This is a genomic window from Microbacterium sp. SA39 (genome assembly GCF_000967865.1).
Lineage (GTDB): Bacteria > Actinomycetota > Actinomycetes > Actinomycetales > Microbacteriaceae > Microbacterium.
Genome location: NZ_JXRU01000039.1, coordinates 184535 through 198055, shown reverse-complemented (window position 1 = coordinate 198055; position 13521 = coordinate 184535). Strand labels below are relative to the sequence as shown.

The 13521-nt window shown below is 68.7% G+C and carries 13 protein-coding genes; 8 read left to right on the top strand and 5 right to left on the bottom strand.

Going from position 1 to position 13521, the window contains the following annotated elements; genetic code table 11:
* Positions 1–61 precede the first annotated feature (61 nt).
* Both RS85_RS17315 and RS85_RS17310 read left to right on the top strand, forming a co-directional pair.
* Positions 62–337 (top strand): type II toxin-antitoxin system Phd/YefM family antitoxin, encoded by a 276-nt coding sequence (locus RS85_RS17315; RefSeq protein WP_046014967.1) that lies wholly within the window; start codon positions 62–64, stop codon positions 335–337.
* The gene (locus tag RS85_RS17310; RefSeq protein WP_046014709.1) at positions 334–612 is read left to right on the top strand and encodes a type II toxin-antitoxin system RelE family toxin; all 279 of its coding nucleotides are present in this window, start codon (positions 334–336) and stop codon (positions 610–612) included. Before RS85_RS17315 ends, RS85_RS17310 begins: the two co-directional genes overlap by 4 nt.
* Before the next feature lie 20 nt (positions 613–632).
* On the opposite strand, the gene RS85_RS17305 is transcribed toward RS85_RS17310, so the two are convergent.
* The gene (locus RS85_RS17305) at positions 633–1277 is read right to left on the bottom strand and encodes a Pr6Pr family membrane protein (RefSeq protein ID WP_046014708.1); all 645 of its coding nucleotides are present in this window, start codon (positions 1275–1277) and stop codon (positions 633–635) included.
* 54 nt (positions 1278–1331) lie between these two features.
* Here RS85_RS17305 and RS85_RS17300 point away from each other — a divergent pair, with 54 nt between their 5' ends.
* Positions 1332–2318, top strand: coding sequence for a hypothetical protein (locus RS85_RS17300; RefSeq protein WP_046014707.1), 987 nt, complete (start codon positions 1332–1334; stop codon positions 2316–2318).
* Positions 2315–3436 (top strand): hypothetical protein, encoded by a 1122-nt coding sequence (locus RS85_RS17295; protein ID WP_046014706.1) that lies wholly within the window; start codon positions 2315–2317, stop codon positions 3434–3436. Before RS85_RS17300 ends, RS85_RS17295 begins: the two co-directional genes overlap by 4 nt.
* Positions 3437–3762: 326 nt before the next feature.
* On the opposite strand, the gene RS85_RS17290 is transcribed toward RS85_RS17295, so the two are convergent.
* Positions 3763–5124, bottom strand: a complete 1362-nt coding sequence (locus RS85_RS17290) for a GAF domain-containing protein (protein ID WP_152642457.1) — start codon at positions 5122–5124, stop codon at positions 3763–3765.
* Between the two features lie 147 nt (positions 5125–5271).
* Between RS85_RS17290 and RS85_RS17285 the strand changes: the two genes are divergently transcribed.
* From RS85_RS17285 to treZ, 4 genes are read left to right on the top strand one after another with little or no spacing between them, the layout of a single operon-like run.
* Positions 5272–5574: a hypothetical protein gene (locus RS85_RS17285; protein ID WP_046014704.1), complete on the top strand. Its 303-nt coding sequence runs from the start codon at positions 5272–5274 to the stop codon at positions 5572–5574.
* Positions 5571–7781, top strand: a complete 2211-nt coding sequence (glgX, locus tag RS85_RS17280; protein WP_046014703.1) for a glycogen debranching protein GlgX — start codon at positions 5571–5573, stop codon at positions 7779–7781. The genes RS85_RS17285 and glgX overlap by 4 nt, the downstream gene beginning before the upstream one ends.
* A complete protein-coding gene (gene treY, locus RS85_RS19585) occupies positions 7778–10126 on the top strand; it encodes a malto-oligosyltrehalose synthase (protein ID WP_046014702.1) in 2349 nt (782 codons plus the stop codon). Before glgX ends, treY begins: the two co-directional genes overlap by 4 nt.
* A gap of 15 nt (positions 10127–10141) precedes the next feature.
* Positions 10142–11890, top strand: coding sequence for a malto-oligosyltrehalose trehalohydrolase (gene treZ, locus RS85_RS19580; protein WP_046014701.1), 1749 nt, complete (start codon positions 10142–10144; stop codon positions 11888–11890).
* Here the strand turns inward: treZ and RS85_RS17265 are convergent.
* From RS85_RS17265 to RS85_RS17255, 3 genes are all read right to left on the bottom strand, one after another.
* Positions 11887–12285 carry a hypothetical protein gene (locus RS85_RS17265; protein ID WP_046014700.1) on the bottom strand — a complete coding sequence of 133 codons (399 nt, stop codon included), beginning with the start codon at positions 12283–12285 and terminating at the stop codon, positions 11887–11889. The genes treZ and RS85_RS17265 overlap by 4 nt on opposite strands.
* A gap of 75 nt (positions 12286–12360) precedes the next feature.
* Positions 12361–12954 (bottom strand): short chain dehydrogenase, encoded by a 594-nt coding sequence (locus RS85_RS17260; protein WP_046014699.1) that lies wholly within the window; start codon positions 12952–12954, stop codon positions 12361–12363.
* A gap of 79 nt (positions 12955–13033) precedes the next feature.
* The gene (locus RS85_RS17255) at positions 13034–13483 is read right to left on the bottom strand and encodes a DUF6069 family protein (RefSeq protein ID WP_046014698.1); all 450 of its coding nucleotides are present in this window, start codon (positions 13481–13483) and stop codon (positions 13034–13036) included.
* Between the last annotated feature and the right edge of the window lie 38 nt (positions 13484–13521).

Below are 13521 nucleotides of genomic sequence, written 5' to 3'. Positions count from 1 at the left end.
CTCGCACCGTAGGCCAGTATTATGGCTACCCATCGGCCTGAAATCAGGCTAATCTGTGTGCGTGCACACTGTCTCCCTGAGTGAAGCCAAGGACAAGCTCTCCGGCCTGGTCGATCAGGTGGAGCGCGAGCACGAGATGATCGAGATCACCCGTCACGGCCACGCGGCCGCAGTCCTGATCAGCAAGGATGCCCTCGAGTCGCTGCATGAGACGCTGTTCTGGCTGTCGCAGCCCGGCATCCATGAAGATGTCGCCGATGCCCGCCGCCAGCTCGATGCCGGCGAGACTCACAGTGCCGAGGACGTGCGAGCTCGCTACGGTCTTCGACCTCTATGACCTGGGACGTCCGGTTCTCCGACGCCGCCCTGCGCGGGTTGGATCGGCTGCCGGTGAGGATCGCACAGGCGGTCATCGAGTTCATCACCCGCACGCTTCCGGAGAATCCACTTCGCATGAGCAAGCCGCTGCAGCGCGATTTTGAGGGTCTCCGATCCGCGCGACGCGGCGACTACCGAGTTTTCTTCAGCCTGAATGAGGAAGCAGGCACTCTTCTGGTCGTGAGAATCGCGCATCGCCGCGACGCCTACCGGCCACCCGCGCCGACAGCCTGAGCGCCGGCCCGCGCAGATGATCAGGCGGGATGCCGTCGTCCCCGCCGGATTCCGCCCCACCTGCTCGCCACCCACACCAGCGCTCCTGCAATCACGATCGCCGCGAGCAGCCACGCGATGTGCACGCGCAGTGACGCGACTCCCCGTTCCGGCAGCAGGAATCCGTACGGCACCCACCCGTCCGTCGCGCCGCGGACGAGGACCACGATCAGCCAGGCAACGGGGTACGGCAGCACCATCCACAGCTGACGCCACGGCAGGCCTGGACGATCGCCGACCAGCAGCCAATCCAGCGCGACCGCGACGGGGAACACCGCGTGAAGAAGCACACTCATCCACGGCGGGGCCGTGCCCGTGCCGGGCACGAGGACGTTGTAGACGATCGCGACGACGAGCAGATAGGCGGTGGCGATTCCCCGCATCATGGTCAGCCAGGACGGCGCTGAACGTCCGAGGATGCCGAAGACGCCGGTCGCGATCAGGACCAGGGCGGCGATCAGGCTCGTCTGGTTGGTGAAGTAGCCGAAGTAGTCGAACGGGTTGCTGTCATCCGCCGCGAGCCGCAGGACGTATCCGTAGGCGAGGACCGCGATGACCATAGTCCCCACAGCGATGCGGGCGGACGCCCACCCGACACCCGGCTGGCGGACAACGACATCGGACATCACATCGACAGCATAGGAGGGACACATCCCGACGACCGCGGGTACCGTGGTCGCATGGAGTGGATGGCGAACCCCGACGTCGGTGCCTGGCTGCGCGAGCACCTCGATGCGAGCCCGACGACGATGCACGTGGCTGTCCCGCACGGTTACCCGGCGTACGCGCGGGTGTTCCATCCCGCACTCGTCCGCTCCCTGCCCGATCGTCACGTGCCCACGCACGATGAGTGGGACCGGATGCCGGATGCCGAGCGGCAGCGCCTCACCGAGCTCTTCGTCGATGAGCGAGCGACCTGGGCCGAGACGGCTGAGGCGTTCGGCACCACGTTGCATCCGTTCGCGCAGTGGCAGCGGCTCGTCCGCACCCCCACGGACACCGACTGGCGAACCCGCATCTCTCCCGACGGCCGCGAGTTCAGCGCACCGATCGAGGGCGAGCTCGACGCGGTCCTGCTCTCCGCGATCGCCGAGCATCTCGCGGCGCATACAAGCACGCCGGATGCCGGATTCGCAGCTGTCTGGGAGGGCTACGGCGGTCTGCTCGGCTTCTTCGGCGAGGCGCCGTCACGTGCGTTCCTCACCTTCACCGACGACCCGAACCACCAGGAGATGTTGAACCGCAGCACGCACGATCCGTTCAACAACGTGTTCCGCAAGCCGACCTGGCAGGACGGCATCCTGTCGCGCGAGATCTCCGAGGGGCCACGTCTGGAGCTTCCGGATCGCAACCACGTGCTGTTCTCCGCACCGCCGCGCGCCTTCGCCGACCCCGATTGGGTGCGGCAGGTGCCCTGGCGGGACCCTTCGACGGGCTCAGGGAACGACCGGGCCGAACACGGATTCCTTCCGCAGGCCCACAGCCCCAGCATCCTCTGGCCCGAGGATCGGGCGTGGGTGCTGGTGTCGGAGGTCGACTTCGACTCCACGATCGTCGCGGGCTCGGACGAGCTGATCCGGGAGATCTGCGCCGACGACCGTCTCGAGGCGCTGCAGATCCCGGAGGGCGCCGACCTCACCTGGGACGCCGATCAGGTGAACCGGTGACCTCACCCCAGCCGCCGATCACCTTCGACCCCCGCCCGCTGACCGAACCGGTCGATGCCGTGGCCGTGCGGGCATTCACCGCCGAGCTCCGCGCGCGGCAGACGACGACCACCTCGGCGTCGACGATCATCGGCATCGTGGCGGCCGGCCTCGCCGGCGTCGTGGTGCTGCCGATCATCGTGACCGTGATCGTGAGCCTGGCCGCTGCCACCGGCTCGCCCGTCGGGGCAGCCATCCCGCTCGTGCTGATCGGGCTCGTGATCGTCGGCGTCATCATCATGATCCTGGTCGGGGTGCGGGGTGCCCAGGCGACGCGCTATCGGCTGAGCCGCTTCGCGCAGGCGAACGGCATGACCTACGAGCCGAAGGTGACCGATCCCCCACTGCCCGGCATGATCTTCAGCCTGGGCCGCTCGCGGCAGTCGACCGACCTGATCCGCGGAACCCGGCCGAGGTTCGTGGAGTTCGGCAACTATCAGTACACCGTGCAGTCGGGGAAGAACTCGACCACCTACCGGTGGGGCTACGTGGCGGTGAAGCTCGACGTGCCGCTGCCGAACATCGTGCTCGACGCGCAGGGCAACAACGGCTTCGGGTCGAACCTGCCGGCGTCGTTCCAGAAAGAGCAGCGCCTCTCGCTCGAGGGCGACTTCGACCGTTATTTCACGCTCTACTGCCCTGAGGGCTACGAACGCGACGCGCTCTACCTGTTCACGCCCGACATCATGGCGCGGTTCATCGACAACGCCGCCCAGCTCGACGTCGAGATCGTCGACGACTGGCTGTTCCTCTACACGCAGCGCAAGGTCTCGACCCTCGATCCCGCCACCTGGGCGTGGCTGTTCGGCGCGGTGGGCGCGCTGCTGACGAAGTTCGATCAGTGGGCGCGATGGCGTGACGAGCGGCTGCTCATCGAGAGCCCGGATGCCGCGGCGACGGCATCCGCCCTCGTTCCACCCGCGGGTGCACAGCTGCCTTTCGCCCCGCCCGTCGGGCTGCTCACCCCTCCGCCGGGTGTGGCACCGCAGGGGCGCCGTCTCAAGCGCGGCGGCGCCTGGCTGCCGATCGTGGTCATGATCTGCTTCGTGGTCTTCTGGGTCTTCAGCCGGCTCAACTGAGCCGTGCCGCAGATCTCGACGCGCAGAGACGGGGAGAGTGTGGGGGTGGGTGTCGGCTGGGGACCGAACTCCCACCCCATCCCCCCTCGGGATCGAAAGAAGATCGACTCTCCCTCCGCATGACGGCTGACGCCGTCCGCGCCCGCGGTCAGCTGGGGACTGACGCTGCTCGGCGCATACGTGAATGGTATACCGGCAGAGGTTGCAAACCGTTGCGTCTATGCGCACGCATGGGATGGGCCACCTCTCTGACTTTCGAATCGCGCGATTTGTCGGTTCTCGGCCAAATAACCGACCACTTGCGCGATTCGAAAGCCAGAAGGAGCTCAGCCGCGGTCGAGGCGCTCGATCCGGGCGACCAGCGCCGCGCGCTTGGGTGACCGTGCGGGGAGCATCTCCAGCGCGAGGCGCAGCACCTCGGCATCGCCCTGCCCCTCGGGGATCTCGGCGTAGGCGAGCAGCACATCGAGGCTCGCCTCGGAGAGCATGACCTCGCGGAGCGCTCCGCGGACGGAGTCGCGGAACTCCTCGACACCCGGCGACGTCGACTCGGGCAGGACGGCACCCCGATACGCCGTCAACGCGACGCGGTGGGCGCCCCGGTCGAGCAGTGACAGCACGTCGTGGGCATCCGTCTCGAGCGCGACGGGCAACCGGTACGGTCGGGACTCGGGCACGAGGTCGGGGGCCGTGCGCTCGAGCACCTTGCGCAGCCGCACCATCTCGGGCCGCAGCGTGTCGGGCGACACACCGGGGCCGTACACCAGCTCGCAGAGCCGTTCGGCGGAGAGGCCCTGACGGTGCACGGCGAGCATCAGCAGGATGGCGGCGTGCCGGGCGCTGAGCTCGATCATCGACTCCTCGCGCTCGGACTCCGTCTCCAGACGCGCCCGGTCACGACCGAGCACGTGAAGCGTCGCGCGAGCGGTCTTCAGCGGGCGGGACTTCACCGGCGAGGAGGGGGACAGCGGCACGTCGTTGCGCTCCCGCAGCCGCGTGACCATCAGCTCGGACTCGACGGCGCGCGCGGTCGCGTCGACCAGCAGACGCGCCTGGGTCGTGACCACCTCCGGGCCGCCGGTGATGTCGATCACGCCCAAGACTCGCCGCGTCTCGGGGTCGCGCACCGGAGCGGCCGTGCATGACCAGGGGTGCACCAACCGGTTGTAGTGCTCGGCTCCGTGAATCTGCACCGTCTGTCCCAGGGCGAGCGCGGTTCCGGGTGCGGTCGTGCCGACGGCATCCTCCGACCAATTCGCCCCCGCGACGAAACCCATGTCGTCGGTGCGCGAACGCAGCTGCCGGTCGCCCTCGATCCACAGCAGCCGACCGGCCTTGTCGCCGATCGCGATGATCACGCCGGAGTCCTCTTCCGTGTCAGGCAGCAGCAGCGCGCGGATCATGTCCATGCTCGAGGCCAGTGGGTGCGCGAGCCGATACTCGTCGAGTTCGTCACTGAACAGATCGAGAGGAGGGGCGCCCTCGGGCCCGACGCTGCCCCGCCACGACCGCTCCCAGGATTCCCGGACCAGGGGTCGGACCTCTTGCAGGCGTCGGTCGTCGAGATTGCCGGCCAGCATCTCCTCCCGCGCGCGCTCGATGAGCACGCGCGACGCCGGCGGGAGCGATTCGCGTGAAACCTGCCACAGCGCGGTCACAGCGGTCTCCGATCGTCGAAGAGGATGCATGTTTCCCTCAGTGTAGGAGCCGGATGCCGCGCGCGATACCGGTATATCGGTTGCTCTTTACCGGCTTTCTCACGCCCTGGCAATACCGTTTCCCGATTCTCTGCGCACTCGTACGGTGAGGGGAACAACACCGAGTCAGGAGGTCGCATGTCCGTCAGAACCCCCGTCCCCACTGGCTCCGAGACGCGCGAGGGTCCCGGATCGGAAGCCTCGGCCGCAACGAGCCGACCTGTACAGCCGCGAGCAGAGCTGGCCGATTTCGATCGCTACGTCGTGAGCCTGGACGGCCCGATCGGCTACGTCGAGGTCGTCTCTCCCGTCTTCGTCTGCTACCTGGGTCACCCCTACGCGATGGCCGAGGAAATCGCTCAGGTCCTCGACTTCGAGCGCGCGGTCGAGACCGTCGCAGAGCGAGCCGCCGTGTCTCGTCGGCCTAAGCTCGCTCCATGAGTCTTGAGATCTGGCCTGGATCGGCATACCCGCTCGGAGCGACCTTCGACGGACAGGGAACGAACTTCGCGTTGTTCAGCGAAGGCGCAGAACAGGTGGAGTTGTGCCTGTTCGACGACGACGGCAACGAGGAGCGCGTGCCGCTGACCGAAGTCGACGCCTTCGTCTGGCACGGCTACCTGCCATCGGTGCAGCCGGGGCAGCTGTACGGCTACCGCGTGCACGGTCCCTTCGACCCCGAGAACGGCAAGCGGTTCAACGCGAACAAGCTTCTGCTCGACCCTTACGCGAAGGCGGTCGCCGGCGACATCGAGTGGGGACAGGCGCAGTTCGGCTACGTCTTCGGCGACCCGGATTCCCGCAACGATGACGACTCCGCGGCATCCATGGTCAAGGGCGTCGTCGTCAATCCGTTCTTCGAGTGGGCGGGCGACCGCCTGCCGAAGACGCCCTACGCACAGACCGTGATTTACGAGGCGCACGTGAAGGGGCTCACCGAGCGGCACCCCGAGATCCCGGAGGAGCTGCGCGGCACCTACGCCGGCATCGCCCACCCCGCGATCATCGAGCACCTCACCCGCCTCGGCGTCACCGCTCTCGAGCTGATGCCGGTGCACCAGTTCATCGACGACTCGGTGCTGCAGGAGAAGGACCTCTCCAACTATTGGGGCTACAACACCCTCGGCTTCTTCGCCCCGCACAGCGGCTACTCGTCGAGCGGCGAGCACGGGCAGCAGGTGCAGGAGTTCCGCGCCATGGTGCGGGCGCTTCACGCGGCCGGCATCGAGGTCATCCTCGACGTGGTCTACAACCACACCGCCGAGGGCAATCACATGGGACCGACCCTGTCGATGCGCGGCATCGACAACGAGGCGTACTACCGCCTCGAAGAGGATCGGCGCTACTACACCGACTACACCGGCACGGGGAACAGCCTCAACGCCGGCAGCCCGCATGCGCTGCAGCTCATCATGGACTCGCTGCGGTACTGGGTGACCGAGATGCACGTCGACGGTTTCCGGTTCGACCTCGCGTCCACGCTCGCCCGCGAGTTCTACGACGTCGACCGGCTCGCGACGTTCTTCGAGCTCGTGCAGCAGGATCCGATCGTCTCGCAGGTGAAGCTGATCGCCGAGCCGTGGGACGTCGGACCCGGCGGATACCAGGTCGGCAACTTCCCGCCGCAGTGGACCGAGTGGAACGGCAAGTACCGCGACACCGTGCGCGACTTCTGGCGCGGTGAGCCGCAGGCGCTCGGCGAGTTCGCCTCGCGCCTGACCGGCTCGGCCGATCTGTACGAGCACTCGGGACGCCGTCCCGTCGCTTCGATCAACTTCGTCACCGCGCACGACGGCTTCACGCTGCGCGACCTCGTCTCCTACAACGAGAAGCACAACGAGGCGAACGGCGAGGACAACAACGACGGCGAATCGCACAACCGCTCCGACAACATGGGTGTCGAGGGTCCGACCGACGATGAGGCGGTGAACCGGCGACGAGCGCGCCAGCAGCGCAACTTCCTCGCCACCCTGCTCCTCTCGCAGGGCGTGCCGATGATCTCCCACGGCGATGAACTGGGTCGCACGCAGCGCGGCAACAACAACGGCTACGCGCAGGACAACGAGACGACCTGGGTCGACTGGGAGGCCGCCGACCTGCCGCTCGTCGAGTTCACCGCGGCCGTGGCTCGGCTGCGGCGACGGCATCCGACGTTCCGGCGCAGCCGGTTCTTCAACGGACGCCCCGTCGACATCGACGACGACCGCATCGCCGATGTCGTGTGGCTTCGCCCCGATGGAAGCCCGATGAAACCGTCCGACTGGGATTCCGGGTTCGGACGGCTCGTGGGCATGTTCCTCAACGGCCAGGGCATCCGCGAGAAGGACATCCGCGGGCACGCCGTCACCGATGTGAACTTCATCGTGTACTTCAACAGCGGAGACCAGCCGGTCGACGTGTCGCTTCCGGATGCACGCCACGGCGAGCATTGGCACGTCGCGGTCGACACCGCAGGCGAGCTGGCGGACGGCTCCGACCACGCGGCGGGCACGGAGCTGACGATCGAAGCCAAGTCGCTCCTCGTGCTGCAGGAAGTCGTCGGCGTGGAAGCGTCGACCGATGACTCGGTGGATGCGTCGCTGCGCATGCAGAACGATCAGGCGGACGGGGTGGCCCCCGCGCCGAAAGCAGAACAGGCGACCTCATGACGCGACGACCGATCTCGACCTACCGGCTGCAGATCAGCGACGGCTTCACGCTCGGTGAGGCCGCGGGGGTCACCGAGTACCTCGCCGACCTCGGCGCCGACTGGGCGTACCTGTCGCCGCTCCTCGCGGCCGTGCCGGGGTCGAATCACGGCTATGACGTCGTCGACCACTCCCGAGTGGACCCCGACCGCGGGGGTGCCGCGGGCCTCGAGCAGTTCGCGGGAGCCGCGCGCGCGGCGGGGCTCGGCATCCTGGTCGACACCGTGCCGAATCACGTCGGCGTGGCGGTGCCGCGGCTGAATCCGTGGTGGTGGGACGTCCTCCGGCTGGGTCGCGGCTCCCGGCACGCGGTCGCGTTCGACATCGATTGGCCGGCCGGCGGGGGCAGGCTGCTGCTGCCGATCCTCGGCGCATCGCCCGAGGAGGCGATCGCGAACGGCGACCTCGCGGTCGACACGACCCCGGCCGACGACGCGCCGGATGGCATCCTGACGTACTACGACCACGTCCTGCCGCTCGCTCCCGGGTCGGGTGAGCACGCCGACGACCTGGACGCGTTGCTCGCCGCACAGCACTACGAGCTGCGGTTCTGGGAAGACCAGAACACGGCGCTCAACTACCGCCGGTTCTTCGCGGTGGTCGAGCTCGCCGGCATCCGCGTCGAACTGCCCGACGTCTTCGCCGAGTCGCACCGCGAGATCGCCCGCTGGGTGCGCGACGGTCTGGCCGACGGCATCCGCGTGGATCATCCCGACGGGCTTGCCGACCCGGCCGGGTACCTCGAGCAGCTGGCCGACGCGACCGGGCGTGCCTACACGCTCGTCGAGAAGATCCTCGAGCCGGGCGAGGCCCTCCCCGCGTACTGGCGGACTGACGGGACGACGGGATACGACGCCCTCGCCGAGCTCGATCGCGTGTTCGTCGATCGCGAGGGGGTCGAGGCGCTGACCGGGCTCGATGCGCGACTGCGCGCGGACTCGGGACTGCCCGACGCGCAGAGCTGGCCCGACCTCATCCACGATACGAAGCTGATGATCGCCCACGAGCTGCTCGGCTCGGAAGTGCGGCGCCTGGTGCGCACGCTGCCGCACGGCATCGTGCAGGCCGATGAGGCGCTCGCGGAGCTGCTCGCCTGCTTCCCGGTCTACCGCTCGTACCTGCCGGAAGGGGTCGTGCACCTGCGGCACGCCTTCGCGGAAGCCCGCCGTCGCCGGCCCGACCTCGCCGTCGCCTTCACCGAACTCGAGCCGCTGCTCGCGGATCCCCGAACAGAGGTCGCGCAGCGCTTCCAGCAGACGAGCGGCGCCGTCATGGCCAAGGGCGTCGAGGACACCGCGTTCTACCGGTACACGCACCTCGGCTCGCTGACCGAGGTCGGTGCTGATCCGTCGATCGCCTCCCTCTCGGTGGACGAGTTCCACGACGCGCAGCGCGCGCGGCTGGCGGGCTGGCCGCACTCGATGACGACCCTCTCGACGCACGACACGAAGCGGTCGGAAGACGTGCGGGCGCGGCTCGCCGTGCTCTCCGAGATCCCGGAGCGCTGGGCCGAGGTTCTCGGTGAACTGCGCGCGGTCGCCACCACGGGCCACGGTCCGCTCGATGCCCTGATCTGGCAGGCGGCCGTCGGCGCCTGGCCGCTCTCCTCGGAGCGCCTGCTCGCGTATGCGACGAAGGCCGCCCGCGAAGCCTCCGAGGGCACCACCTGGCAGCACCCGGATGCCGGCTTCGAGGAAGGACTCGCGGCGATCGCGAGCTCGATCGACGGCGAGGCCCGGCCGATCGTCGAGCGCTTCGTGGCGGAGATCCTGGATGCCGGACGCTCCAACTCCCTGTCGGCGAAGCTGCTGCAGCTCACCGGCCCGGGCGTGCCGGACGTGTACCAGGGCTCGGAGCTGTGGGACTTCTCGCTCGTCGACCCGGACAACCGGCGCCCGGTCGACTTCGCTGCACGAGCCCGCCTGCTGCGCGAGCTCGACGCCGAGGCCGGTCGCGGCATCCTTCCTCCGATCGACGACTCCGGTCGCGCCAAGCTGCTCGTCACCTCGCGTGCCCTGCGCCTGCGGCGCGACCATCCCGAGCTGTTCCGCTTCTACCGTCCGGCCGTGATCGAGGGCGAGGCGGCGGATCACGCAGTCGCCGTGCATCGCGGCGGCGCGACGGCGGTGGCGACACGCCTGCCCGTCGGTCTCGCCCGGCGTGGCGGCTGGGGCGACACCGTCATGATGCGACCCGACATCCCCGGAACCGATGTGCTCACCGGGCGACGTATCGAGCCGGGAGCAGTGCGACTGGCCGACCTGTTCGCCACCTACCCCGTGGCGCTGATCGAACTCGCCCGCTGAGAGAGGGAACGGAACATGACCGAGGTGTGGGCGCCGCGCGCGCGGCGGATGCGGGTACAGCGGCTCGATGCCGACGGCGCGACCCTCGAGGAGAGGGAGCTGGATGCCGGGAAATCAGGGTGGTGGAGCACCGACCTCGCTCTCGCCGACGGCGACCGGTACGGCTTCCTGATCGATGACAGCGACCAGCTGCGGCCGGATCCGCGGTCGCGCAGGCAGCCTGACGGGGTGCACGCCGCCTCCGCGGCCTTCGATGCGGGTGCCTTCGCCTGGAGCGATGGATCGTGGTCCGGTCGGGAGCTCGCCGGCGGCCTCATCTACGAGCTGCATCTCGGCACCTTCACGCCCGAGGGCACACTCGATTCCGCGATCGCGCGCCTCGACCACCTCGTGGATCTCGGAGCGACGCACGTCGAGCTGCTGCCGGTCAACGCATTCAACGGGCAGTGGAACTGGGGATACGACGGAGTGCTCTGGTACGCCGTGCACGAGGGCTACGGCGGTCCCCAGGCGTACCAGCGATTCGTGGATGCCGCGCATGCGCACGGGCTCGCGGTGATCCAGGACGTGGTGTACAACCACCTGGGACCGAGCGGCAATTACCTTCCGGAGTTCGGTCCCTACCTGCGTGACGGTGAGCGCAACACCTGGGGCGATTCGGTGAACCTCGATGAGCCCGCGGTGCGCGACTACATCGTCGAGAATGCGCTGATGTGGCTGCGCGACTTCCATGTCGACGGCCTGCGGCTCGATGCCGTGCACGCCCTGCACGACGAGCAGCCGGTCCACATCCTCCAGGAGCTCGCGGAGCGCACCGATGCCCTGTCGGAGCAGGTCGGTCGGCCGCTCACCCTCATCGCCGAGTCCGACCTGAACGATCCGACGATGATCCTTCCCCGCGACCGGGGCGGCTACGGGCTGACGGCCCAGTGGTCGGACGACTGGCACCATGCGGTGCACGTCGCTCTCACCGGCGAGACCGTCGGGTACTACGCGGACTTCGCTGCGAAGGATGCCGTCACCAAGGTCTCGGAGGGCGGCTTCTTCCACGACGGCACGTACTCCTCCTTCCGTGGTCGCGCGCACGGGGCGCCGATCCCGGCGGACGTTCCCTCCTGGCGTCTCGTCACGTTCGCGCAGGATCACGACCAGATCGGCAACCGAGCGGTGGGCGACCGCCTCTCCGCGACGTTGTCGACCGATCGACTCGCGGTCGCCGCAGTGCTGACACTCACCGCTCCCGGCACGCCGATGCTCTTCATGGGCGAGGAGTGGGGCGCGTCGACGCCGTGGCAGTTCTTCACCTCGCATCCGGAAGCCGATCTCGGTCGCGCGGTGTCGGAGGGTCGCAAGGCCGAGTTCGCGCGGATGGACTGGGACACGGATGCGGTGCCCGACCCGCAGGACCCGGAGACCTTCGAGCGCTCGCACCTCGTGTGGGACGAGCTCGAACAGCCCGAGCACGCGCGACTCCTGGCGCTGTACCAGGAGCTCGCCGCCCTGCGCCGTGATCGCCCCGAGCTGACCGATCCGGATTCGTCTCGAACCTCGGTCACCGTGCGCGAGTCCGACGGCTCGCCGCAGCACCGCATCTATCGGATCGAGCGCGGCGCGCTTTCGGTGCTCGTCAATCTGTCAGAGGCGCCGGCGGAGTTCGAGATCGCGGCGGACGGGACGGTGCTCGTATCGACCGCGGAGATCAGGGCGGATGCCGCTTCGCTCGTCGTGCCGCCGGATGCGGCAGCCGTCGTCGGAGTGCTCTAACCCCAGAAGATCGGTAGCAGGGAGGTCGCGAAGCCGAGAGCGGCCGCGCTGAGCATCACGATCGAGATCGTCGTGCACGCGCGCTCGAACGGCGACCGGGCCTCGAGGCGCATGTCCTCGGCATCGTTGACGGAAACGTAGCCGACCGGCTCCGGCATCTCGGCGAGGTGACGCGCCTCTCCCGGCGACAGCGGTCGTGTGCAGGTGCGATCCGCGGTCGACCAGACGGCGATGGGCCGATCCTCCAGGTCTTCGAGGACGGTGATCTCGACGCGGACGCGCGAGCTCTCGAGGGCACGCACCAGCAGACCGATCAGGAGCAGCGGGATGCCGACGATGAGACCGACCCAGCCGATGACCTCGCCCACCGCGGCGACGCCGTCAACGATCTCCACAGTCAGCCAGACGGTGGGGGCGGGGGGCGGAGAGACTCATCGAGCCGAGCCTACCCGGACGGCGTTCGGCGGTGGTCACACCGCGAGGATGCGGCCTCGGATGATGCCCTCGACGGCGCGGACGTAGGCTTCGCCCACCTCCGCGTCGGTGACGGGACGGTGCCCCGGGAACGCGGAGTGATATCCGGGCGAGTTCTCCAGCACGTCCGGCGAGACCGCGTTGATGCGGATGCCGCGCGGGGATTCCGTGGCGGCGGTGATCACGAACGATTCGAGCGCGCCGTTGGCCATGGCCGCTGCCGCGCCGGTCGCGATGGGCTCGCGTGCCAGCACTCCACTGGTCAGGGTGATGGATCCGCCGTCGCGCACGTGGGAAAGCGCCTGAGTCAGGACCTCGATCTGCGCGAGCGTCTTCTTCGTGAAGGCGGCGACGTAGTCGTCGCGGCTGAGCTCGGTGAGCGGCTTGAATCCGACCGAGCCGACCGCCACCACGACGGCGTCGACCTCGCCGACGGAGGCGAACAGCTCGCGGATGGACGCGGGGTCGGTGACGTCGACGGAGGGCTCGGAGTTGCGGGACGCGCGGATGACCTCGTGACCGCGGCTCTCGAGTGTCGATGCGACGACTCCGCCGATGCTGCCGGTCGCTCCGATGACCAATGTCCTCATGCCCGATGCCCTCTCGTCGATTTCCCCACACGACGATCGCGGGGGGACTCCACCGTACAACGGGGCTCAGACGTGGTGCTCAGGCGCCCGGCGCCTCGTTCCTCGATCGCATCGCCAGCGCGTACGCGGGCACGGCGACCGCGACGACCACGAGGTGCATCAGCATGAGGGCGATGACCCCGGCCGTCGTCGTCCCGGGGATGAAGCGGAAGGCGAGCAGCAGCACGTCGGGGACGAAGGAGAGCAGCGTGAGAACCGGCACGAGCACCCGGAGGGCGCGGCGCGGGTCGCGGGCGCGACGGTGGATCAGCACCCAACCGGCCCATCCCGCGGCGATGCCGAGTGTCGTGAAGAGCGCATAGGCGGGGAACGTGAGGGGGCCGTACGTCGATGGCGCGCCCGCCGCTACCGCGACGGCGGCTATGACCGTGTTCACTGCGATGGCGATGATCACGGCGGCGACGAGGATCGCGGCGGTGCGAAGACGCGGCCGTGAGGCGACGCGTCCGGCGAGGGGTGATGCGGTCATGGCTGCTCCCGGAGCGGTAGAGGGGAATACGGTTCCGA